Origin of the sequence: Pseudomonas silensiensis, assembly GCF_050434865.1 — a bacterium.
GTDB lineage: Bacteria > Pseudomonadota > Gammaproteobacteria > Pseudomonadales > Pseudomonadaceae > Aquipseudomonas > Aquipseudomonas fluorescens_W.
In genome coordinates this window covers 107702-131408 of sequence record NZ_JBNDJH010000007.1, presented here as the reverse complement: position 1 = coordinate 131408, position 23707 = coordinate 107702, and the positions used below count along the sequence as shown (strand labels likewise).

Below are 23707 nucleotides of genomic sequence, written 5' to 3'. Positions count from 1 at the left end.
TTCAGGATCATGACAATCGCCGGGCGACTAAAATACTGTCACACGACTGCAATAATTCCGTTATCTAATGCGGCGCAAGACAGTTAAATGACAAGAGGATTAAAGGCATGGTTGGCAGGAGTATTCTGATCGTCGACGACGAAGCGCCCATTCGCGAAATGATCGCCGTTGCGTTGGAAATGGCCGGCTATGACTGCCTGGAGGCTGAGAACTCGCAGCAGGCCCACGCCATCATTGTCGACCGCAAGCCGGACCTGATCCTGCTCGACTGGATGCTGCCCGGCACGTCCGGCATCGAGCTGGCCCGACGCCTCAAGCGCGATGAGCTGACCGGGGACATCCCGATCATCATGCTCACCGCCAAGGGCGAAGAGGACAACAAGATCCAGGGCCTGGAAGTCGGTGCCGATGACTACATCACCAAGCCTTTTTCCCCACGTGAGCTGGTTGCGCGCCTGAAGGCCGTGCTGCGCCGTGCCGGTCCAACCGATGGCGAGACGCCGATTGAAGTCGGCGGCCTGCTGTTGGACCCGATCAGCCACCGTGTGACCATCGACGGCAAACCCGCCGAGATGGGCCCGACCGAATACCGCCTGCTGCAATTCTTCATGACCCACCAGGAACGTGCCTACACCCGTGGCCAGTTGCTAGATCAGGTCTGGGGCGGCAACGTTTATGTTGAAGAGCGCACCGTCGACGTGCACATCCGTCGCCTGCGCAAAGCCCTCGGCGATGCGTACGAAAATCTGGTACAAACCGTGCGCGGCACCGGTTACCGGTTCTCCACCAAGGCCTGATCCGGACCTTTCCCGCCCGACAAGCTGACAAGGACGCGCGTTCAAGTGAACCAAAACTGGCATGGCACCCTGATCCGCCACATGCTTTTGCTGGTGACCGGTTGCCTGGTGATCGGCCTGATAACCGGCTACTACGGCTGGAGCCTCGCCGCGGGCCTGGGCCTTTACCTGGCCTGGACCCTCAAGCAACTGCTGCGCCTGCACGAATGGCTGCGTCTGCACAAACCCGATGAAGCACCACCCGATGGCTATGGCCTGTGGGGCGAAGTGTTCGACAGCATCTACCACCTGCAGCGTCGCGACCAACGTGTGCGCGGGCGTCTGCAAGCGGTAATCGACCGAGTCCAGGAATCCACCGCCGCGCTGAAAGACGCGGTGATCATGCTCGACAGCGACGGCAACCTCGAATGGTGGAACCGCGCCGCCGAAACCCTGCTCGGCCTCAAGACTCCTCAAGACAGCGGCCAGCCGGTGACCAACCTGGTGCGCCATCCGCGCTTCAAGGAGTACTTCGAGCAGGACAGCTACGCCGAACCGCTGGAAATTCCGTCACCGATCAATGATCGCCTGCGCATTCAGCTGTACATCACCCGCTACGGCAACAACGAACACTTGATGCTGGTGCGCGACGTGACGCGTATCCATCAACTGGAACAGATGCGCAAAGACTTCATCGCCAACGTCTCCCATGAGTTGCGCACGCCGTTGACGGTGATCTGCGGTTATCTGGAAACCCTGCTCGACAACGTCGAGGACGTGAACCCGCGCTGGTCCCGTGCCCTGCAACAGATGCAGCAGCAAGGCGGACGCATGCAGACGTTGCTCAACGACCTGCTGCTGTTGGCCAAACTGGAAGCCACCGATTACCCGTCGGACAACCAGCCGGTGGCCATCGACGGCTTGCTGCAATCGATCAAGGGCGACGCTCAGCAACTGTCCGCCCAGCGCAATCAGAAAATCACGCTGGAAGCCGACCCGACGATTCTGCTCAAAGGCAGCGAAGCCGAATTGCGCAGCGCGTTTTCCAATCTGGTGTTCAACGCGGTGAAATACACACCGGCCGAAGGCAATATCCGCATCCGCTGGTGGGGCGATGAGCAAGGCGCACACTTGAGCGTGCAGGATTCCGGCATCGGCATCGACAGCAAACACTTGCCGCGCCTGACCGAACGCTTCTACCGCGTCGATTCCAGCCGCAACTCCAACACCGGCGGCACCGGGCTCGGACTGGCGATCGTCAAACACGTGCTGCTGCGCCACCGTGCGCGGATGGAAATCAGCAGTGTGCCGGGCCATGGCAGCACCTTTACCTGCCATTTTGCGCCGGCCCAGGTCACCAAATCCCGGGTCATCAGCGCCGCCGACTGATACCGGCCGGCACGCGCCACTAGGCAATCGCACGGTCAGCCGCTACATTGGCTGACTTGTGCCTGCCCTTCAGGCGCACTTTTTTCTTTCCTTTCGAATACACGGAACCCGCAAAACTCCATCATGGACCCTTCCCCTGGCTTGACCCTCGCGACACTCTTCGCCGATTTCGGCATGATTCTTTTTGCTCTGATCCTGGTTTTGCTCAACGGCTTTTTCGTTGCGGCCGAATTTGCCATGGTCAAATTGCGCTCGACCCGGGTCGAAGCCATCGCTGATAAAAACGGCTGGCGCGGGCATATCCTGCGCACCGTTCACAGTCAGCTCGATGCTTACCTGTCGGCGTGCCAATTGGGTATCACCCTCGCCTCCCTGGGCCTTGGCTGGGTCGGTGAGCCGGCGTTCGCGCACATCCTCGAGCCGATCCTTGAAGCCGTCGGCGTGCAGTCGGCCGAAGTGATCAAAGGCGTGTCGTTCTTCGCCGCGTTCTTCGTCATCTCGTACCTGCACATCGTGGTCGGCGAACTGGCCCCGAAATCCTGGGCCATCCGCAAACCCGAGCTGCTGTCGCTCTGGACCGCCGTGCCGCTGTACCTGTTCTACTGGGCCATGTACCCGGCCATTTACCTGCTCAACGCCAGCGCCAACACGATCCTGCGGATCGCCGGCCAGGGTGAACCCGGCCCTCATCACGAGCACCATTACAGCCGTGAAGAACTGAAACTGATCCTGCACTCCAGCCGTGGCCAGGACCCGAGCGACCAAGGCATGCGCGTTTTGGCCTCGGCGGTGGAGATGGGCGAGCTGGAAGTGGTCGACTGGGCCAATTCCCGGGAGGACCTGGTGACGTTGGAGTTCAACGCGCCGCTGAAGGAAATCCTGGCGATGTTCCGTCGCCACAAATTCAGCCGTTATCCGGTGTACGACAGCGATCGCCAGGAGTTCGTCGGCCTGCTGCACATCAAGGATTTGCTGCTGGAACTGGCAGCCCTGGACCACATTCCCGAGTCGTTCAACCTTGCCGAACTGACCCGGCCGCTGGAGCGGGTTTCGCGCCATATGCCGCTGTCGCAGTTGCTGGAACAGTTCCGCAAAGGTGGCTCGCACTTCGCCCTGGTCGAAGAAGCCGATGGCAACATCATCGGCTACCTGACCATGGAAGACGTGCTGGAAGTACTGGTCGGCGACATTCAGGACGAACACCGCAAGGCTGAGCGCGGGATCCTCGCGTACCAGCCGGGCAAGCTGCTGGTGCGCGGCGACACGCCGCTGTTCAAGGTCGAGCGCCTGCTGGGCATCGATCTGGACCACATCGAAGCCGAAACCCTCGCCGGGCTGGTCTACGAAACCCTGAAACGGGTGCCGGAAGAGGAAGAAGTGCTGGAAGTCGAAGGCTTGCGGATCATCATCAAGAAGATGAAAGGGCCGAAGATCATTCTGGCCAAGGTGTTGATGCTGGATTAACTGTCGGCAGGGACTTTTGTGGCGAGGGAGCTTGCTCCCGCTGGGTCGCGAAGCGGCCCCCGAATCCTGCCACCGCGGTTCTCCAGATACACCGCATTTGCTGGTTTTACGACTGCTTCGCAGCCGAGCGGGAGCAAGCTCCCTCGCCACAATTCGCTCTCGCAGCCTTCGCTACTGTTTGCCGAGCGCAAAGTTCGGCAGGCTGCCCACCGGTTGATTGAACTGGTACGGGATCGACACCAGCCCCAACCCGGTATTGCGCTGCACCACGAAATGCAGGTGCGGCCCGCTGCTGTTGCCGGTATTGCCCGACAAGGCCAGTGGACTCCCCACCGACACCCGTTGCCCCTCGCGGACGCTCACAGAACCTTGTTTAAGGTGCAAATACACGCCCATCGTCCCGTCATCGTGCAGTATCCGCACGAAATTGCCCGACGGATCGTTGCCACGCCCGGTCTGGGCATTCTCGGTTTTCACCACCACACCGCCACGCGCCGCGATGATCGGCGTGCCTTCGGGCATGGCGATGTCCATGGCGTAACGGTTCTTTGGACCAAAGTGGCTGTATTGACCATTGGCCCCCTGACTCAGCCGAAAAGGTCCACCGCGCCACGGCAGCGGGTACCGATAGGCCATGGCGGCCCCTGAGGGGTCGCCCAGGGAGTATTCGAATTTGGGGGTGTACGCGAGCGGCATCTCAGCTTTTGTGGCCGTGAGCAGCGCCAGACGAATACTGCTGCGTGCCGGCATTACCCGGCGAATCGGTCGGCTCGGGGCCCCGCTGACGTTCTTCAGCCCGCCGAAGCTCAACTCGATTTCTACCGGCGCATACAGGTCATTGCGCACGTAAACGCTGTCCACACCCTTCTTCTTCGTGATGACGACGTACACCTGGCGCTCAAGATTCTCGACCATGCGATCACGAAAAACGAACACCTTGGAGCCTGTCGTGGGGCGGTCGCTGTAGGAGACCACGCCATTGGCGTCGGTGGACTTGTAGATCGTCATGGCCATCGCTGAGGTGGAGGCCATGAAAAGACCTAAGAAAAACAGCAGGCGCGCGAGCATGGGCAAGATTCTGTCGAGTAAGGCCTGGGTAGGAGCCTAGCAGCTGCAATGGACCCGGGTAGTCGGCAGATGTTTCAAAATGGGCCGTTCAGCGGATGTGCGGTGAATTCGAAGGCCTCATCGCGAGCAAGCTCGCTCCCACAAGGGAACGCATTCCAATGTGGGAGCAGCCGGTCGACGCTCGATTGCTCGCGATGGCAGTCGAACAGACGATGCCGAACTTAAGCGCCGGGTACGAAATGCTTCTGCGCCGTACCACGTGCTATCAGTCGGGAGATGTAGTCGAGCTTCTGCGCGTCCTGGTCGACAAAGCGGAAGGTCAGTTGCAACCACTCGCTGTCGGGTTTCTGCTCGTGGGCGACGATGGCGTGCAGGTAGCCGTTCAGACGGGCGGTTTCGGCGTTATCGCCCTGCTCCAGGTCGAGTACGGCGCTGTCGAGCACTTGTGGCAGGGTGTCGGTGCGTTTCACTACCAGCAAGGCTTCCTTGAGGCTCAAGGCCTTGATCACACATTGCTGAATGCCGTTCGGCAGGCGCAGTTGGCCCTGGCCACGACCGCCCGTTGGCGCTGCGGAGGACGCTGAAGGCTTGATCGGCGGGCTGTTGAGCAGACCACGAGACGGAGCAGCCGCCGGGGCTGGCACGGCGGCGACAGGTTTGGCGAACGGGTTGACCGGCGCTGCGGCGGGTGCGGCCACGGCAGCCTTGCCGCCGGTCAATGCGCTCAGGGAATCGTTGCCGAACGCCGAGTTCATTTTGGTCGGCGCGCTGTTCATCAAGGTGTCGAGCTTGCCGATCTTGTTCAGGGCTTGCTTGACCTTGGTCAGCAGTTGCTCGTTGGTGAACGGCTTGCTGACGTAGCCGGAAACGCCGGCCTGGATCGCCTGGACGACGTTCTCTTTATCGCCCCGGCTGGTCACCATCACGAACGGCATGGTCTTGAGGTTGTCCTGCTCGCGGCACCAGGTCAGCAGTTCCAGGCCGGACATTTCCGGCATTTCCCAGTCGCACAGGACCAGGTCGAACGCTTCCCGTGCCAGTAAGGCCTGAGCCTTCTTGCCGTTGACCGCGTCTTCGATCCGGATGCCCGGGAAGTAGTTGCGCAAGCACTTCTTCACCAGGTCACGAATGAACGACGCATCGTCCACGACCAACACACTGACCTTACTCATCCATCACCCCTTTAAAAAATCCCGGCAAGCATACCGCTTTGCTGATGGCACATTGCCAAAAACCTTCAGTCACGCCGGGACTTTTCGTTCGCGGGTGCTGCTTTCGAATTCATCGACCACAAACAAAAACGCCCAGCCAAAAGGCCGGGCGCTTTTCTCAGGCAATCTTACTTATCGTCAGCTTTGCCCGGAACATTAGCGGTTTCACCACTTGTGCCTTCAACTTCTTCTTTCATGCGCTTGAGGCCCAGGTGCCGCACGTCGGTGCCGCGCACCAGGTAAATCACCAGCTCCGAGATATTGCGCGCGTGGTCGCCGATCCGTTCCAGCGAACGCAGCACCCAAATGATGCTCAAGACCCGCGAGATAGAGCGCGGGTCTTCCATCATGTAGGTGGCGAGCTCGCGCAGCGCGGTTTTGTATTCGCGGTCGATAATCTTGTCGTACTGGGCCACCGACAACGCAAGGTCGGCGTCGAAGCGGGCAAAAGCGTCCAGGGCATCGCGAACCATGTTGCGGACCTGGTCGCCGATGTGGCGAACCTCGACGTAACCCCGTGGGGCTTCGCCTTCTTCGCACAACTGGATGGCGCGACGGGCGATCTTGGTCGCTTCGTCACCGATGCGTTCCAGGTCGATGACCGACTTGGAGATGCTGATGATCAAACGCAAGTCCGACGCCGCCGGCTGACGACGGGCCAGAATGCGCAGGCATTCTTCGTCGATGTTGCGTTCCATCTGGTTGATCTGGTCGTCGATCTCGCGCACCTGCTGGGCCAGGCCGGAGTCGGCCTCGATCAGCGCGGTCACCGCGTCGTTGACCTGCTTTTCCACCAGACCGCCCATGGCCAGGAGGTGGCTGCGAACTTCCTCCAGCTCAGCGTTGAACTGCGCGGAGATGTGATGGGTAAGGCCTTCTTTACTAATCATGTTGGCGTCCTTGGAGCGTCCGGTAAGGTGCGGTGGACCGCAGCGTCAGTTCAGTGAGCAACAACAGCTTCCTAGCCGTAGCGACCAGTGATGTAGTCTTCGGTCTGCTTCTTCGCCGGATTGGTGAACAGGGTGTCGGTGTCGCCGAATTCCACCAGTTTGCCCATGTACATGAACGCCGTGTAATCGGAAACCCGCGCGGCCTGTTGCATGTTGTGGGTCACGATGACGATGGTGAACTTCGATTTCAGTTCGTAGATCAGCTCTTCGACTTTCAGCGTCGAGATCGGGTCGAGTGCCGAGCACGGTTCGTCGAGCAGCAGCACTTCCGGCTCCACGGCGATGGTGCGAGCGATCACCAGACGTTGTTGCTGACCACCGGACAGGCCGAGTGCCGATTCATGCAGACGGTCTTTGACTTCATCCCACAGCGCCGCGCCTTTCAACGCCCACTCGACGGCTTCGTCGAGGATGCGCTTCTTGTTGATGCCCTGGATGCGCAGGCCGTAGACCACGTTCTCATAGATGGTTTTCGGGAACGGGTTCGGCTTCTGGAACACCATGCCGACGCGACGACGCAGCTCGGCGACGTCTTCGCCCTTACGGTAGATGTTGTTGCCGTAGAGGTTGATCTCGCCTTCGACACGGCAGCCATCCACCAGGTCGTTCATGCGGTTGAACGTTCGCAGCAGCGTGGACTTGCCGCAGCCGGACGGGCCGATGAAGGCGGTCACGCGCTGTTTCGGGATGTTCATGCTGACGTCGTACAGCGCTTGTTTGTCGCCGTAGAACAGGCTCAGGCCCGGCACTTCAATCGCGACGGTTTCTTGCTCAAGGCTCAGGCTCTGTTTGTCGCGGCCCAGGGCAGACATGTTGATGCCGTGGGTATGTGCTTCGTGCTGCATGGGAGGCTCCCTGTGCTAACAAATTCGGTTCAGTGAGCGGCTGGCATTGAGGCCAGCAGCCCATTCAATTTTTGCGGCAGCTATCAGCTATCCAGCGCTTTGTACTTCTCGCGCAGATGGTTACGGATATAAACGGCCGACAGGTTCAATGTGGCGATCACCAGCACCAGCAGCAGCGCCGTGGCGTACACCAACGGCCGCGCAGCCTCTACGTTCGGGCTCTGGAAGCCGACGTCATAGATGTGGAAGCCCAAGTGCATGATCTTCTGGTCGAGGTGCAAGTACGGGTAGTTGCCATCCACCGGCAGCGACGGCGCCAGTTTCACCACACCCACCAGCATCAGCGGCGCCACTTCACCCGCGGCGCGAGCCACGGCGAGGATCATGCCGGTCATCATCGCCGGGCTGGCCATCGGCAGTACGATCTTCCACAAGGTTTCAGCCTTGGTGGCGCCGAGGGCCAACGAGCCTTCGCGTACGGTGCGAGGAATCCGCGCCAGGCCTTCTTCGGTGGCCACGATCACCACCGGCACCGCCAGCAGCGCCAGGGTCAGGGACGCCCAGAGCAGACCCGGTGTGCCGAATGTCGGCGCCGGCAAGGCTTCAGGAAAGAACAACCGGTCGACCGAACCGCCCAGTACATAGACGAAGAAGCCCAGACCGAACACGCCGTAAACGATCGCCGGAACGCCCGCCAGGTTGTTCACCGCGATGCGGATCAAGCGCGTCATGGTGTTCTGTTTCGCATATTCACGCAGGTAAACCGCTGCCAGTACGCCGAACGGGGTCACGATCATCGCCATGATCAACGTCATCATCACGGTGCCGAAAATCGCCGGGAAGATCCCGCCTTCGGTGTTCGCTTCACGCGGGTCGTCGCTCAAGAACTCCCAGACCTTGCTGAAGTAGAAGCCAATCTTGGTGAAGGTGCTCATGCCGTTCGGCTGATAGGCGTGAACCACTTTGCCGATACCGATTTCGATCTCTTTGCCGTTCGCGTCGCGGGCCGTCAGGCTGTCGCGGTTGAACTGGGCGTGCAGGTCGTTGAGGCGGGCTTCGATGTCCTGATAACGCGCGTTCAGCTCAGCGCGCTCAGACTCCATGTCGGCTTGCGCAGTGGCATCGAGCTGGCCGGACAGTTCCAGTTTGCGACCATGCAGACGGACGCGCTCCAGACCGGCGTTGATCGAGCCGATGTCGGTTTTTTCCAGGCTCTTGAGCTGCGCCGCGAGCTGGTTGACGCGGGCCACTCGGGCCTGCAACTCAGGCCATGCGGCTTCGCCTTCAGCGATGACCTTGCCGTCCTGTTTGACGTTGACCAGATAGCCGTAGAAATTGCCCCATTCGCGACGCTCGATAGCCATCAACTCAGGTGGAGTCTTCTGGTTAGTCAGCCACTCGCCGACGATCCAGGTGAAGTCGTTGCCGTTCAGGTCACGGTTGCCGACCTTGATCAGCTCGCGAGTCATGAACTCCGGGCCCTGATCGGGCACCGGCAGGCCAGCGCTTTTCAGGCGCTCGCGTGGCACTTCTTCTTTTTGCACCACTTCGCCGATGACGAGGTGGTTGGCCTGGCCCGGCACGTCGTAGCTGGCGTGGATCAGGTCCGCCGGCCAGAAGTGGCCCAGGCCGCGCACGGCAATCACTGCCAGCAAGCCAATAGTCATGATGACTGCGATGGACACCGCGCCACCGCTGATCCAGACGCCGGGGGCGCCGCTCTTGAACCATCCTTTCAGGGAGTTCTGTTTCACAGACTTCTACCTTTCTTAAAGCGACGAGTATTTCTTGCGCAGACGCTGACGAATCAGTTCCGCGAGGGTGTTCATGACGAAGGTGAACAGCAACAGCACCAGCGCCGAGAGGAACAGCACGCGGTAGTGGCTGCCGCCGACTTCCGATTCGGGCATTTCCACCGCAACGTTGGCCGCCAGGGTGCGCAGGCCTTCGAACAGGTTCATTTCCATGACCGGGGTGTTGCCGGTGGCCATCAGCACGATCATCGTTTCACCGACCGCACGGCCCATGCCGATCATCAGTGCCGAGAAGATGCCCGGGCTGGCGGTGAGGATCACCACCCGCGTCATGGTCTGCCACGGCGTGGCACCGAGGGCCAGGGAACCGAGGGTCAAACCGCGAGGCACGCTGAACACGGCGTCTTCGGCGATGGAGTAGATGTTCGGGATCACCGCAAAGCCCATGGCCAGACCGACCACCAGTGCGTTGCGCTGGTCGTAGGTGATGCCCAGGTCGTGGGAGATCCACATGCGCATGTCGCCGCCGAAGAACCAGGTTTCCATGTACGGGCTCATGTACAGCGAGAGCCAGCCCACAAACAGGATCACCGGAATCAGGATCGCGCTTTCCCAACCGTCCGGCACTTTCAGGCGGATGGACTCAGGCAGACGGCTGAAGACGAAACCGGCCACCAAAATGCCGATCGGCAAGAGCATCAGCAGGCTGAAGATGCCCGGCAAGTGACCTTCCACATACGGTGCGAGGAACAGACCCGCGAAGAAGCCGAGAATTACCGTCGGCATCGCTTCCATCAGTTCGATCACCGGTTTGACCTTGCGGCGCATGCCCGGGGCCATGAAGTACGCAGTGTAGATTGCTGCGGCGACGGCCAATGGAGCGGCCAGCAGCATGGCGTAGAACGCGGCTTTCAAGGTACCGAAGGTCAGCGGAGACAAGCTCAGCTTGGGTTCGAAGTCGGTGTTGGCGGCAGTCGATTGCCAGACGTATTTAGGCTCGTCGTAGTTTTCGTACCAGACCTTGCTCCACAACGCGCTCCAGGAAACCTCTGGGTGCGGGTTGTCGAGCAACAGCGGTTGAATCTTGCCACCCGCCTCCACGATCACCCGGTTGGCCCGTGGCGACATGCCAAAGATGCCTTGGCCATCGACCACCTGATCCACCAGCAAGGTGCGGTGGGCGGTGCTGTGGAACACGCCTAGCTTGCCGGACGCATCGAGGGCGATGAAGCCTTTGCGACGTTCTTCAGCGGTGATTTCAACGATCGGCGCAGTGCCCATCTGGAAGTTACGAATCTGCTTCAGACGCAGTTCGCCATCGTGGTCGCGGGCCATGAACCACTGGGCCAGACCACCCTTGGAATCACCGAGGATCAGCGAGATACCGCCCACCAGTTGAGTACTGGCGGTGATTTGCGCTTCGCCGTCATCCAGCAGTTTGTAACGACCGTTGAGGCTCTTGTCACGCAGGCTGAACACGTCGGCCTGGGCGCGACCGTTAATCACGTACAGCCATTGCTGACGGGGGTCGACAAAGATGTTTTTCACCGGCTCGGTCATCTGCGGCAGATCGATGCGCTTCTGCTCGTTGGTGATTTCGCCGGTCATCATGTTTTCTTCGCTGGTCAGCGACAAAACATTGAGTTGCGCACCGGTGGAACCCACCAGCATCAGAGTGGTGTCGGTAGCGTTCAGGCTGATGTGTTCCAGCGCACCGCCCGCTTCGTTCAACGCAATCGGCGTTTCGCCATACGGGTATTCGACGGCCGGCGTGATGGTTTTCTTGCCTTCCGGGTAGCTGACTTTATAAGTGTGACGGAACACCAGTGCCTGGCCGTTGGACAAGCCCACCGCCACCAATGGATGGCCTGGCTGGTCTTCGCCGATGGAGGTCACGGTAGTGCCGGCCGGAATCGACAGATCGACACGCTTGAGTTCAGCGCCGCTGTCGATATCGAAGAACAGGGCCTGGCCCTTGTCGGAAACCCGCATGGCGACCTGGTTCTGTTCTTCCAGGGAGATCATCAACGGCTTGCCGGCGTCTTGCATCCAGGCGGGCGTGATGGCGTCCTTGGCGGTCAGGTCGGCGCCCTGAAACAGGGGCGCGACAACGTAAGCAAGGAAGAAAAAGATCAGCGTGATCGCGCCGAGAACGGCGAGGCCGCCCACGAGGACGTACCAGCGGGTCAGGCGATCTTTGAGCGCACGGATGCGGCGCTTGCGTTGCAGCTCAGGCGTATTGAAGTCAATTCGCTTGGGGGGATTTGTAGTCATGGTGGAATTGGCCAGATCATTCATTCGCACACCCTAGCGATCCTGTATGACAGAAAGATGACAATGCAGTGACGCAACAAATCCGCCGCCTGTGGGAACTGGCAGCGGACTGAAAATTTGGGGGTGTAGAAGCGGGCGGACCCGCTCCTACAGGAGCCCGAGGATTACCCCGGACTCAAGGTTTTACTTTTTTGCGACTTCAGCGCCACCTTCCTGCAGACCCAGGTCAGCCAGTGCTTTTGCAGCAACTTTGGCCGGCAGTGGGATGTAACCGTCTTTCACCACAACTTCCTGGCCCTGTTTGGACAGAACCAGTTTCACGAACTCAGCTTCCAGCGGAGCCAGAGGCTTGTTCGGGGCTTTGTTGACGTAAACGTAGAGGAAACGCGACAGCGGGTACTTGCCGTTCAGGGCGTTTTCTTCGGTGTCTTCGATGAATTCAGTGGTGCCTTTCTTGGCCAGGGCCACAGTCTTCACGCTAGCGGTTTTGTAGCCGATGCCCGAGTAACCAACGCCGTTCAGCGAGGAGCTGATCGACTGCACGACCGAAGCCGAGCCTGGTTGTTCGTTGACGTTTGGCTTGTAGTCGCCTTTGCACAGGGCTTCTTCTTTGAAGTAGCCGTAGGTGCCGGATACCGAGTTACGACCGAACAGCTGAACCGGCTTGTTGGCCAGGTCGCCGGTCACACCCAGGTCGCCCCAGGTTTTCACGTCGGTTTTAGCGCCGCACAGACGAGTGGACGAGAAGATCGCGTCGACTTGTTCCATGGTCAGGTGCTGGATCGGGTTGTCTTTGTGAACGAAGACAGCCAGGGCATCCACGGCAACCGGGATAGCGGTTGGCTTGTAGCCGTACTTGGTTTCGAAGGCTTGCAGCTCGGTGTCCTTCATCTTGCGGCTCATCGGGCCCAGGTTAGCGGTGCCTTCGGTGAGCGCAGGTGGCGCGGTAGACGAACCGGCAGCCTGAATCTGGATGTTTACGTTCGGGTATTCTTTTTTGTAGTTCTCAGCCCACAGGGTCATGAGGTTGGCCAGGGTATCGGAGCCGACGCTGGACAGGTTGCCCGACACACCAGTGATCTTGGTGTAGCTCGGGATAGCAGGGTCAACAGCGGCAACCGCGTTGGCAGTCGCAACGCCAGCAGCGACAAAAGTCATTGCCGCCATCAAACGCTTCAGTTTCATGCCTTACTCCTAGCAGATAGGTGTGTTAAGTCGGGGCCAAGTATCAGCAGGCCGTGTGAACACTCTATGGCTGAAATATGACAATTAGATGAAAGGCCAGCATTCGATCTTTTACAGAATGATTCGCGTCATCGTTCTTCGCGAGCAAGCTCGCTCCCACATTGGTTTGTGTTGAACCTGTGGGAGCGAGCCTGCTCGCGATGAGGCCGGTACAGTCAAAGAAAGGGGTCGATTAACGCCCCTTCTTCCAGAGATACGCACCCACCAGAACCCCGACACCGCAAATGATCGCCACGTAGTAGGCAGGCCCCATCGGGCTTTCCTTGAGCAGCAAGGTGACAACCATCGGAGTCAGGCCGCCGAAGATGGCGTAAGCCAGGTTGTAGGAGAACGACAGCCCGCTGAAGCGCACCACCGCCGGGAAGGCTTTGACCATCACATACGGCACCGCACCGATGGTGCCGACCAGCAAGCCGGTCAAGGCGTACATCGGGAACAGCCAGTCAGGGTGGTTGAACAGGCTGTGGTAGAAGGTCCACGAACTGATCAGCAACGCAGCACTGCCAAATACAAACACCCGGCCAGCGCCGAAGCGGTCAGCCAGTGCACCGGAGGCGACGCAGCCCAGGCTCAGAAACACGATCGCCAGGCTGTTGGCCTGCAACGCGGTGGTCGGCGAGAAGTGGTAGACGGTCTGCAGCACGGTCGGGGTCATGAGGATGATCACGATGATGCCGGCGGACAGCAGCCAGGTCAGCAGCATGGAAATCAGGATCGCCCCGCGATGGTCGCGCAACACGGCGCGCAGCGGCACTTCTTCTGCCAGGGCCTTGCGCAGTTGCAGCTCGGCGAACACCGGGGTCTCGTGCAACCAGCGGCGCAGGTAAACCGAGAACAGGCCAAACACACCACCCAGCAGGAACGGGATCCGCCAGGCGTAATCCGAAACTTCGACCGGGGTATAAATGCTGTTGATCGCGGTGGCGACCAGCGAGCCCAGCAGGATACCGGCCGTCAGGCCGCAGGTCAGGGTGCCGCAGGCGTAGCCGATGTGCCGCTGCGGCACGTGTTCGGAAACGAATACCCATGCGCCCGGCACTTCACCGCCAATCGCGGCGCCTTGAATCACCCGCATCAGCAGCAACAGGATGGGTGCCCACATGCCGATCTGCGCGTAAGTCGGCAGCAAACCCATGATCAGGGTCGGCACCGCCATCATGAAAATGCTCAGGGTGAACATCTTCTTGCGTCCCAGCAGATCGCCGAAGTGCGCCATGACAATGCCGCCCAATGGTCGCGCCAGGTAGCCAGCGGCAAAGATCCCGAAGGTCTGCATCAAACGCAGCCACTCGGGCATGTCGGCCGGGAAGAACAGCTTGCCGACCACCGTAGCGAAGAACACGAAGATGATGAAATCGTAAAACTCCAGCGCGCCACCCAAGGCAGACAGCGATAACGTCTTGTAGTCGTTGCGAGTCAGCGGACGTGCGGACTGGGTTGGCTGCGCGATGCTCGAAGGCGCTGTGGTCATGGCAAGGCTTCTCTTATAGTCGGATCTGCAACCCCAACAACGCTGGCTGAGGCTTGGGCAGGTCCGGCACGATAGCAAATTGTTCGAAAAAGCACATAGAGGTGCGTATTTGACGGTCGAAATGAGAACCGGACGGTCGTCTCGGAGTCTACCGATCGATATACTCGCAATCCTGCATCTGCTTGTAAGGGGTTGCTGTGCGAAAACGTCGTTGGCACCCGTCAGCCGATTTCGCAGAGTTTCCCTTTAGGCGCCTTACGAAAAACGTGACGAACGTAGTATGTTCGGGGCTGAATCGTTTTTCTTTGAGACGGCTATTCACCTGAAGTACTTATAAGAGTCACGGGTCAGAGGCACCCCCGGCATGATAGAGCTCGAACAAGAAGATCCAATCCCGCAAGGCGACCTTGCCCTGCAAATTACCGCTCTCCCTCGCGAAACCAACGGTTTTGGCGATATTTTCGGCGGTTGGCTGGTGTCGCAGATGGATTTGGCCGGCACCGCAATGGCCAGCAAAGTCGCGGGTGGCCGCGTGGCTACGGTTGCGATCGACCGCATGGCGTTTCTGGTTCCGGTAGCGGTGGGCGCTCAGCTCTCCTTCTATACCCAGGCGCTGGAAATCGGCCGCAGCTCGATTCAGATGATGGTCGAAGTCTGGAGCGACGATCCGCTGTCCAGCGAGTGGCGTAAAGTGACTGAAGCCGTGTTTGTGTTCGTCGCCATCGACGGCAGCGGTCGCACCCGTTCGGTTCCGCCTAGAGCGCGTTAAACACTGCGACCTTTCTGTGGTCCATTGCAGTCATTGTTCCTGATCGAGAGTTGCCCCATGAGCACGCCCAACGTTGAAGCCGTGAAACTGGATGAACTGAACTGCTGGCGCATCCGCCACGGTCAGGCCGAACTGCTGGTTGCCCAGCAGGGCGCGCACATCCTCAGTTATCAAGTGGCCGGGCAACCGCCGCTGATCTGGCTCAACGACGAGGCCGTGTTCAAGGCTGGCAAGAGCATCCGCGCCGGGGTTCCGGTGTGCTGGCCGTGGTTCGGCAATCTGCCGCGCAACCCGCAGAGCGTTCAGGCCATGCGCGTCAGCAACGAAGCGCCCACCGCCCACGGGCTGGTAAGGGCGATGGACTGGGAACTGGGCGGCATTGAAACCGAGGGCGAAAGCCTGAAGGTGGAGTTTGTTCTGCCTTACCCCGAAGGCGGCTTGCCAGGCTGGCCGCATCAAGTGGATTTAAAGCTGAGCATTCGTCTGGATGAGCAACTGCATATCAGCCTGACCAGCCATAACCAGGGCGCTGACAACGTCACCATCAGCCAGGCGCTGCACAGCTATTTCGCGGTCAGCGATGTACGCGAAGTGCATGTCGAAGGGCTGGATGGTTTGAGTTACATCGAAACCCTGGACGACTGGAAAACCGTCACTCAGACCGGCGATCTGCGTTTTGCCGGCGAGACCGATCGTATCTATCTCAATACCCCGGCGAAGCTGAGCATTGTCGATCCGGCCTGGGAACGGCGCATCGAGCTGACCAGCAGCGGTTCACGCTCGGCGGTGATCTGGAATCCGTGGATTGAACGCGCTGCGGCGTTCAGTGACATGGCCGACGATGGTTGGCAGCGCATGCTGTGCATTGAAACGGCGAATGTGATGGATGATGTGGTGACGCTGGCACCGGGTGCGAGTCATACCCTCGGCGTCAGCATCGCCAGCAAATCTCTTTAGAAGCTTCGCGGGCAAGCCTCGCTCCTACGAACACACGGACCTGTAGGAGCGAGGCTTGCCCGCGAATGGATCTATCAAACGCTACAAATCCGATTCCTTCACCACCCGCACCTTCGCCGCATCCAGCGCATACGCTGCATCAGCCAGGTCGTTGTTGACCTTCTCGACCTTCAGCGTGCCGGTCACCCACAGCGGTGTATAGATGTCATTCAGCTTCAAACCTTTCGGATAACGCACCAACACCAATTGATTAGGTGGCGGCGGCGGCACGTGGATGCAGGCGCCCGGATACGGTACGAGGAAGAACAGTGTGCTGCGGCCCTGGGCGTCGGATTCCAGCGGCACCGGATAACCACCGATGCGGATGTTCTTGTCGTTCATCGACGGCACGGTTTTGGTCGAATACATCACCGCCGGCAAGCCCTTGCTCTGCTTCATGCCACCCTTTTTGGTAAAGGTGCCATTGGCTTCGGGGGAGTTGTGGTCGATTTCAGGCATGGCCTCGAGGGCTTTCTGGTCCGACTTGGGCATCAGTTCGAGCCAGTCGGTTTCCGGCAGTTCGCCGGCATGGGCGAGGCCCGAGCCCAATAAAAAGAAAGTCAGTAAAAGACGGCGCATGGAGGTGCTCGGCAAAGGAGAGGACGGTGCAACGCCGAGCATTCTAGCCCGCTCTGCGTGCGGCGCAGAGGGGGCTTTGTCGCTTTGGATCAGTTCTTTTTGATCAAGCCGTAGATCACCAGCAAGATCACGGCGCCCACCAGCGCACCAAGGAAGCCTGCGCCTTGGCCGGCCTGATAGAAGCCCAGGGCCTGACCGCCATAAGTGGCCGCCAGCGAACCGCCGATACCGAGCAGGATGGTCATGATCCAGCCCATGCTGTCATCGCCCGGTTTCAGGAACCGAGCCAGCAGGCCGACGATCAAGCCGATAAAGATGGTTCCGATAATTCCCATGACATTTCCCTCTGATTGGTTTGGCTATGCAGAAGCCTAGTCAGACTTTTGCATCCTGCCATGAGAGAACGGCGGCCCCTGAATGGTTCCGCCGCTGTCACATGAAACTATTCGGCGATAAGCGCTTCGACCTTGAGGATCTGCTGCTCTAGCGTGGCCTTGTCGGCGCAGCGCAGGTTGGCGTGACCGACCTTACGGCCGACCTTGAACGCCTTGCCATAGTGATGCAGATGGCAATCAGCAATGGCCAGGACTTTCTCGGTCTCCGGCACTTTACCGATGAAGTTGAGCATCGCGCTCTCACCGACCTTGGCCGTCGAACCCAGCGGCAGACCGGCAACGGCCCGCAGGTGGTTTTCGAACTGGCTGCACTCGGCACCTTCAGTGGTCCAGTGACCCGAGTTATGCACACGCGGGGCGATCTCGTTGGCCTTGAGGCCACCGTCGACTTCAAAGAACTCGAACGCCATCACGCCGACATAATTCAGCTGCTTGAGCACACGGCTGGAATAGTCTTCCGCCAAGGCTTGCAGCGGGTGGTCGGTGCTGGCCACGGACAGTTTGAGGATGCCGCTGTCGTGGGTGTTGTGAACCAGCGGATAGAACCTGGTTTCGCCATCGCGAGCGCGCACAGCGATCAACGAGACTTCACCGGTGAACGGCACGAAACCTTCCAGCAGGCACGCCACGCTGCCGAGTTCGGCGAACGTACCGACGACATCTTCAGGCTTGCGCAGGACTTTCTGGCCCTTGCCGTCGTAACCCAGGGTGCGGGTTTTCAGCACGGCCGGCAGACCGATGGAAGCCACGGCAGCGTCCAGATCGGCTTGCGATTGAATGTCGGCGAACGCCGGGGTGGGAATCCCCAAGTCCTTGAACATGCTCTTCTCGAACCAGCGATCACGGGCGATGCGCAGGGCTTCGGCGCTCGGGTAGACCGGGACGAATTGCGACAGGAAGGCCACGGTTTCAGCCGGGACGCTTTCGAACTCGAACGTCACCAGATCGACTTCATCGGCCAGCTGACGCAGGTGATCCTGATCGCCGTAATCGGCCCGCAGGTGTTCGCCCAACGCGGCTGCGCAAGCATCCGGCGCGGGGTCCAGGAAAGCGAAGTTCATGCCCAGCGGAGTGCCCGCCAGCGCCAACATGCGACCCAACTGGCCGCCACCGATTACACCGATCTTCATCGTCAACAACCTCAGGCGATGCGTGGGTCTGGATTTTCCAGGACGCTGTCTGTCTGCTCAGCACGGAATTTTTTCAGCACCGCGTGGAACTGCGGGTGCTTGGCGCCGAGGATACTCGCCGAGAGCAGCGCTGCGTTGATCGCGCCGGCCTTGCCGATGGCCAGGGTGGCGACCGGAATGCCCGCTGGCATCTGCACGATAGACAGCAGCGAATCGACGCCCGAGAGCATCGACGACTGCACCGGCACGCCCAGTACAGGCAGGTGGGTCTTGGCCGCACACATGCCTGGCAAGTGGGCCGCGCCGCCGGCACCGGCGATAATCACCTCGATGCCACGCGCCTCAGCCTCTTCGGCGTACTGGAAGAGCAGGTCCGGGGTGCGGTGGGCAGAGACCACTTTTACCTCGTAAGGAATGCCGAGCTTTTCCAGCATATCGGCGGTGTGGCTAAGGGTGGACCAATCGGACTTGGAGCCCATGATCACGCCAACCAGTGCACTCATCGTCGTGCCTCTTCTCTCTGGGCGCCCGCAGGCGCGTCAAAAAACAACAAGCCACGCAAATTGCGTGGCTTGATTGTACGAATTATGGCCGGACGAACCGGCCGAAGGCCGCGCAGTATACCTCAATGAAGCAGATAAACAGCCCCCATAGCGACCATCTGTCATTAGACGCAAAGTGCCGGTTTTATTGACTCGAAGGTCAACGGAATACACCACAAATCCCCCTGTGGGAGCGGGCTTGCTCGCGAATGCGGTGTGTCAGCCAACATTGATGTCGACTGACACACCGCATTCGCGAGCAAGCCCGCTCTCACATTGGATATTCACAGGTATCAGGAACCGGTTGTACCTTGTGCGGCGCCGCCCTCAAGTTTGCGCCACAGCAACCGCACATTCGCCTTGCGCACCAGCGCGCAGCGGTACAGGCGAATCTCCAGCGGCACATGCCATTGCGGGCCGCCGCAAACCACCAGCTCACCTCGAGCCAGTTCGGCGCGCACGCTGAGCCGCGGTACCCAGGCAATGCCCAATCCTTCCAGCGCCATGCTTTTAAGGCTGTCGGCCATGGCCGTCTCGTAGATGGTGGTGAAGCGCAGCGCACGTTGGCGCAGCAGCATATTCACCGAACGCCCAAGAAACGCACCGGCGCTGTAAGCGAGCAACGGCACACTGCCTTCGCCTTCCAGATCGAACAGCGGCTTGCCCTCGGCGTCCGCCGCGCAGACCGGGAGCATTTCGGTGTCGCCAAGGTGCAACGACGGGAAGATTTCCGGGTCCATCTGCATCGCGGCATCCGGGTCGTAGAACGCGAGCATCAGATCGCAACCGCCTTCGCGCAAGGCATGCACCGCATCACCGACGTTGGTTGCCACCAGCCGCGTCGCGATGTTCAGGCCTTCGTTGCGCAACTGTGCGATCCAGCGCGGGAAAAAGCCCAATGCCAAGGAGTGAGCAGCGGCGACCTGCATCACCTCGCCCTGCCCGCCTTCCAGGTGATGAAGGTGACGCAACACTTCACCAAGCTGCTCGACCACCGTTCGCGCGGTGACCAGAAACAACTGCCCCGCCGCTGTCAGCTCGATCGGCGTGCGCGAGCGATTGACCAGGGTCAGCCCCAGCGCGGCTTCAAGGCTGCGGATTCGTCGACTGAACGCTGGCTGAGTCACGAAGCGTCGTTCGGCAGCCTGGGAGAAGCTGCGGGTGGCGGCCAGAGCACTAAAGTCCTCAAGCCATTTACTTTCAAGGTTCATCACGCCCTCCCGGACACGCACCAATTTAGGTCACACGCTCGCCGCAGACACGGCGTCACACGGGCATTATGCCGAATGTGCATAGGCTAGTGTTTAACAGCATTGGCCCAAAATTCTCCACAAGCCTAGCATTTGCAGTGTTCCGGCACAGCCCGGGTCCATATCGAGATGATTTCTATCATGTCTTCCGCTGCATCTTTCCGCACAGAAAAAGACCTGCTTGGCGTACTCGAAGTACCTGCTCAAGCGTATTACGGCATCCAGACCCTGCGAGCGGTGAACAACTTCCGTCTCTCCGGCGTTCCGATTTCGCATTACCCGAAGCTGGTTGTCGGGCTGGCCATGGTCAAACAGGCCGCTGCTGACGCCAACCGCGAACTGGGTCACCTGAGCGAAGCCAAGCACGCTGCCATCAGCGAAGCCTGTGCACGTTTGATCCGCGGCGATTTCCACGAAGAGTTCGTGGTGGACATGATTCAAGGCGGCGCTGGCACTTCAACCAACATGAATGCCAACGAAGTCATCGCCAACATCGCGCTGGAGGCCATGGGTCACCAGAAGGGCGAATACCAATACCTGCACCCGAACAACGACGTGAACATGGCGCAGTCGACCAACGACGCCTACCCGACCGCGATCCGCCTGGGTCTGCTGCTGGGTCACGACGCGCTGTTGGCCAGCCTCGACAGCCTGATCCAGGCGTTCGCTGCCAAGGGTGTTGAGTTCAGCCACGTCCTGAAGATGGGCCGTACCCAGCTGCAAGACGCCGTGCCGATGACCCTGGGTCAAGAATTCCGTGCCTTCGCCACAACCCTGAGCGAAGACCTGGCGCGCCTGAAAACACTGGCGCCTGAACTGCTGACCGAAGTGAACCTGGGTGGCACCGCGATCGGCACCGGCATCAACGCCGACCCGCGTTACCAGCACCTGGCCGTTGAGCGTCTGGCGCTGATCAGCGGTCAACCGCTGGTTCCGGCCGCCGACCTGATCGAAGCCACCTCCGACATGGGCGCCTTCGTGCTGTTCTCCGGCATGCTCAAGCGCACCGCGGTCAAGTTGTCGAAGATCTGCAACGACCTGCGTCTGCTGTCCAGCGGCCCACGCACCGGCATCAACGAAATCAACCTGCCGGCGCGTCAGCCAGGCAGCTCGATCATGCCCGGCAAGGTCAACCCGGTTATCCCGGAAGCGGTTAACCAGGTAGCGTTCCAGATCATCGGCAACGACCTGGCCCTGACCATCGCGGCCGAAGGCGGCCAGCTGCAACTGAACGTGATGGAGCCGCTGATCGCGTTCAAGATCTTCGACTCGATCCGCCTGTTGCAACGCGCCATGGACATGCTGCGCGAGCACTGCATCGTCGGCATCACCGCCAACGAAGAGCGTTGCCGTGAACTGGTCGAGCACTCGATCGGTCTGGTCACCGCGCTGAACCCGTACATCGGCTATGAAAACGCTACCCGCATCGCCCGTATCGCCCTCGAAAGCGGCCGCGGCGTGCTGGAACTGGTGCGCGAAGAAGGCTTGCTCGACGACGAAATGCTCGCCGACATCCTGCGCCCGGAAAACATGATTGCTCCGCGTCTGGTTCCGCTTAAAGCCTGAATCGACGCGTTACTTGTAGCACCGCTCACCAGGTCGAGGGACTAGACACCTCTCACCTTTTGAGGGCTTGGGGATTTATTCCCCAAGCCCTTTTTTTTAACTCTCGGACACCCCAACCGTCTTCTGTAGGAGTGAGCCCGCTCGCGATGAACGATTACGCGGTGTAACTGAAATACCGCAGTGTCTGCATCGCCGGCAAGCCGGTCTCACTCCTACAAAAGCCTGACTCCAAAAAGTCAGGTGTTTCAAAGCCTTAGAATCGTCGCTTGCACCACAACCGTGCAGACGGACGGCACACTCATAGGTATAGTGCCGCCCCTCTTCGCGTGAGCGGTCGTCGGTAACGAGGCCCAAACCCATGCGAAACCCGAACTAATAACAAACCCGCAATATGAAATCGGGACGAACCTTCGCCTCACCTGTTTTGCCGCGCGCAAAGCGGTGTAACGCGATGTTTCTGACCGCCCAGCATTTGCCTACACAAAAAACAGCGAGGAATATCCATGCTCGAAGTCATCAACGGCTTCCTCTCAGAGAAAGTACTGATCGTGCTCATTGTCGGGCTCGGTGGTTACTTCACGATCCGCTCGCGTTTCGTACAACTGCGTCACTTCTTCCACATGTTTGCGGTATTCCGCGACAGCCTCAAAAGCAGCGCCGGTCAACTCAGCTCGTTCCAGGCCCTGATGCTCAGCCTCGCCGGTCGCGTCGGTGCGGGTAACATTGCCGGTGTCGGCATCGCCGTCACCATGGGTGGCCCCGGCGCGGTGTTCTGGATGTGGGTAACCGCGCTGGTCGGCATGTCCAGCAGCTTCTTCGAATGCTCCCTCGGCCAGCTCTACAAGCGCTGCGACTCCGACGGCACGTACCGTGGCGGCCCGTCCTATTACATCCAGCACGGTCTGCAGAAACGCTGGCTGGGCATGATCATGGCGTTCCTGCTGCTCGTGACCTTCGGCTTTGCCTTCAACGGCCTGCAATCCCACGCCGTGACCCACTCGCTGCAGAACGCATTTGAACTCAACCCCCAGTACACCGGCGCGGCCCTGGCAGTGTTGCTGGGCCTGGTGTTCATTGGTGGCATCAAGCGCATCGCCAAGGTCGCTGACCTGTTGGTACCGGTGAAGACCCTGGTGTACATCGGCGTGACCATTTACGTGATCGTGCTGCAAATCGACCACGTACCGGCGATGCTGATGACCATCGTCAAGAGCGCCTTCGGTCTGGACCAAGCGTTCGGCGGCTTGATCGGCAGCGCCATCATCATGGGCGTGAAGCGTGGCGTGTTCGCCAACGAAGCAGGCCTGGGCAGTGCGCCAAACGTGGCTGCGGTCGCGTCGGTCGAGCACCCTGTGGCACAAGGTGTGGTTCAGGCGTTCAGCGTGTTCCTCGACACCTTCGTGATCTGCACCTGCACCGCGCTGCTGATCCTGCTCTCGGGCTTCTACACCCCAGGCTTTGAAGGCGACGGCATTGCCCTGACCCAGAACTCCCTGGCCGCCGTGGTCGGTGACTGGGGCCGGAGTTTCATCTCCGTGGCCCTGTCGTTGTTCGTGTTCACCTCGATCCTCTACAACTACTACCTGGGCGAGAGCAACCTGCGCTTCCTGATCGGTGAAAACCGCTGGGCGCTGATCGGCTACCGCGCGCTGGTACTGGTGTTGATCTTCTGGGGTGCGATCGAGAACCTCGGTACGGTGTTCGCCTTCGCCGACATCACCATGACCCTGCTCGCGTTCGTGAACCTGATCGCGCTGTTCCTGCTGTTCAAAGTCGGCATGCGCATCCTGCGTGACTACGATGACCAGCGCGCGGCCGGCATCAAGACGCCCGTGTTCGATTCGAGCAAATTCCCGGACCTGGACCTGGACTTGAAAGCCTGGCCAGCCAATCCGCCGGCTGCTGCCACCAAGGCTGAAGCTGAGCCGCAAGGCGTACCCGCAGCGCAACGCTGATCGGTAAAAAACCGGGCGCACCCCCTGCGCCCGGCGTGACACAGCGTTCGGTCAGCGTCATGCTCGACCGCATGCTGT

The 23707-nt window shown here is 60.0% G+C and carries 20 protein-coding genes; 7 read left to right on the top strand and 13 right to left on the bottom strand.

Translation table 11 applies throughout. From position 1 onward, the window contains the following. Positions 1 to 107: 107 nt before the first annotated feature. From phoB to QF010_RS12600, 3 genes are all read left to right on the top strand, one after another. Complete coding sequence (phoB, locus tag QF010_RS12610; protein WP_008150066.1) at positions 108 to 797, top strand: phosphate regulon transcriptional regulator PhoB; 690 nt, start codon at positions 108 to 110, stop codon at positions 795 to 797. Positions 798 to 878: 81 nt separating this feature from the next. Then, a complete protein-coding gene (gene phoR, locus QF010_RS12605) occupies positions 879 to 2165 on the top strand; it encodes a phosphate regulon sensor histidine kinase PhoR (protein ID WP_231670556.1) in 1287 nt (428 codons plus the stop codon). Positions 2166 to 2288: 123 nt separating this feature from the next. Further along, complete coding sequence (locus QF010_RS12600) at positions 2289 to 3629, top strand: hemolysin family protein (RefSeq protein WP_033059291.1); 1341 nt, start codon at positions 2289 to 2291, stop codon at positions 3627 to 3629. Positions 3630 to 3800: 171 nt separating this feature from the next. On the opposite strand, the gene QF010_RS12595 is transcribed toward QF010_RS12600, so the two are convergent. The 8 genes from QF010_RS12595 to QF010_RS12560 form a co-directional block, all read right to left on the bottom strand. Next, entirely contained in the window at positions 3801 to 4697 is an 897-nt protein-coding gene (locus QF010_RS12595) for a peptidoglycan DD-metalloendopeptidase family protein (RefSeq protein WP_033059289.1), read from the bottom strand. Between the two features lie 221 nt (positions 4698 to 4918). After that, the gene (locus tag QF010_RS12590) at positions 4919 to 5869 is read right to left on the bottom strand and encodes a response regulator (RefSeq protein ID WP_429533224.1); all 951 of its coding nucleotides are present in this window, start codon (positions 5867 to 5869) and stop codon (positions 4919 to 4921) included. 167 nt (positions 5870 to 6036) lie between these two features. Beyond that, positions 6037 to 6798, bottom strand: coding sequence for a phosphate signaling complex protein PhoU (gene phoU / locus QF010_RS12585; protein WP_008150055.1), 762 nt, complete (start codon positions 6796 to 6798; stop codon positions 6037 to 6039). A 71-nt stretch (positions 6799 to 6869) separates the two neighbouring features. Continuing rightward, a complete protein-coding gene (gene pstB / locus QF010_RS12580; RefSeq protein WP_033059285.1) occupies positions 6870 to 7703 on the bottom strand; it encodes a phosphate ABC transporter ATP-binding protein PstB in 834 nt (277 codons plus the stop codon). A gap of 83 nt (positions 7704 to 7786) precedes the next feature. After that, entirely contained in the window at positions 7787 to 9457 is a 1671-nt protein-coding gene (pstA, locus tag QF010_RS12575) for a phosphate ABC transporter permease PstA (RefSeq protein WP_429533223.1), read from the bottom strand. 15 nt (positions 9458 to 9472) lie between these two features. Continuing rightward, positions 9473 to 11755 (bottom strand): ABC transporter permease subunit, encoded by a 2283-nt coding sequence (locus QF010_RS12570; RefSeq protein ID WP_429533222.1) that lies wholly within the window; start codon positions 11753 to 11755, stop codon positions 9473 to 9475. Positions 11756 to 11914: 159 nt separating this feature from the next. Next, entirely contained in the window at positions 11915 to 12916 is a 1002-nt protein-coding gene (locus QF010_RS12565) for a phosphate ABC transporter substrate-binding protein PstS family protein (protein WP_033059279.1), read from the bottom strand. A gap of 232 nt (positions 12917 to 13148) precedes the next feature. Further along, complete coding sequence (locus QF010_RS12560) at positions 13149 to 14447, bottom strand: MFS transporter (protein WP_033059277.1); 1299 nt, start codon at positions 14445 to 14447, stop codon at positions 13149 to 13151. Positions 14448 to 14811: 364 nt separating this feature from the next. Here QF010_RS12560 and QF010_RS12555 point away from each other — a divergent pair, with 364 nt between their 5' ends. Together QF010_RS12555 and QF010_RS12550 are read left to right on the top strand one after the other, a co-directional pair. Beyond that, positions 14812 to 15216 carry an acyl-CoA thioesterase gene (locus QF010_RS12555; protein ID WP_003177184.1) on the top strand — a complete coding sequence of 135 codons (405 nt, stop codon included), beginning with the start codon at positions 14812 to 14814 and terminating at the stop codon, positions 15214 to 15216. Positions 15217 to 15273: 57 nt separating this feature from the next. Next, positions 15274 to 16173: a D-hexose-6-phosphate mutarotase gene (locus tag QF010_RS12550; protein WP_429533221.1), complete on the top strand. Its 900-nt coding sequence runs from the start codon at positions 15274 to 15276 to the stop codon at positions 16171 to 16173. 81 nt (positions 16174 to 16254) lie between these two features. Here the strand turns inward: QF010_RS12550 and QF010_RS12545 are convergent, their stop codons facing one another. The 5 genes from QF010_RS12545 to QF010_RS12525 form a co-directional block, all read right to left on the bottom strand. Then, positions 16255 to 16791 carry a DUF3299 domain-containing protein gene (locus QF010_RS12545; RefSeq protein ID WP_429533220.1) on the bottom strand — a complete coding sequence of 179 codons (537 nt, stop codon included), beginning with the start codon at positions 16789 to 16791 and terminating at the stop codon, positions 16255 to 16257. A gap of 89 nt (positions 16792 to 16880) precedes the next feature. Next, the gene (locus QF010_RS12540) at positions 16881 to 17126 is read right to left on the bottom strand and encodes a GlsB/YeaQ/YmgE family stress response membrane protein (protein WP_033059272.1); all 246 of its coding nucleotides are present in this window, start codon (positions 17124 to 17126) and stop codon (positions 16881 to 16883) included. Positions 17127 to 17233: 107 nt separating this feature from the next. After that, positions 17234 to 18316: a 5-(carboxyamino)imidazole ribonucleotide synthase gene (locus QF010_RS12535; protein ID WP_033059270.1), complete on the bottom strand. Its 1083-nt coding sequence runs from the start codon at positions 18314 to 18316 to the stop codon at positions 17234 to 17236. An 11-nt stretch (positions 18317 to 18327) separates the two neighbouring features. Then, positions 18328 to 18819 carry a 5-(carboxyamino)imidazole ribonucleotide mutase gene (purE, locus tag QF010_RS12530; RefSeq protein ID WP_008150032.1) on the bottom strand — a complete coding sequence of 164 codons (492 nt, stop codon included), beginning with the start codon at positions 18817 to 18819 and terminating at the stop codon, positions 18328 to 18330. 332 nt (positions 18820 to 19151) lie between these two features. Then, positions 19152 to 20069: a LysR substrate-binding domain-containing protein gene (locus QF010_RS12525; protein WP_046053897.1), complete on the bottom strand. Its 918-nt coding sequence runs from the start codon at positions 20067 to 20069 to the stop codon at positions 19152 to 19154. Positions 20070 to 20249: 180 nt separating this feature from the next. On the opposite strand from QF010_RS12525, the gene aspA reads away from it, so the two are divergent. Together aspA and QF010_RS12515 are read left to right on the top strand one after the other, a co-directional pair. Then, complete coding sequence (gene aspA / locus QF010_RS12520; RefSeq protein WP_033059267.1) at positions 20250 to 21674, top strand: aspartate ammonia-lyase; 1425 nt, start codon at positions 20250 to 20252, stop codon at positions 21672 to 21674. Positions 21675 to 22177: 503 nt separating this feature from the next. Beyond that, positions 22178 to 23629: an alanine/glycine:cation symporter family protein gene (locus QF010_RS12515; RefSeq protein WP_033059266.1), complete on the top strand. Its 1452-nt coding sequence runs from the start codon at positions 22178 to 22180 to the stop codon at positions 23627 to 23629. Positions 23630 to 23707: the final 78 nt, after the last annotated feature.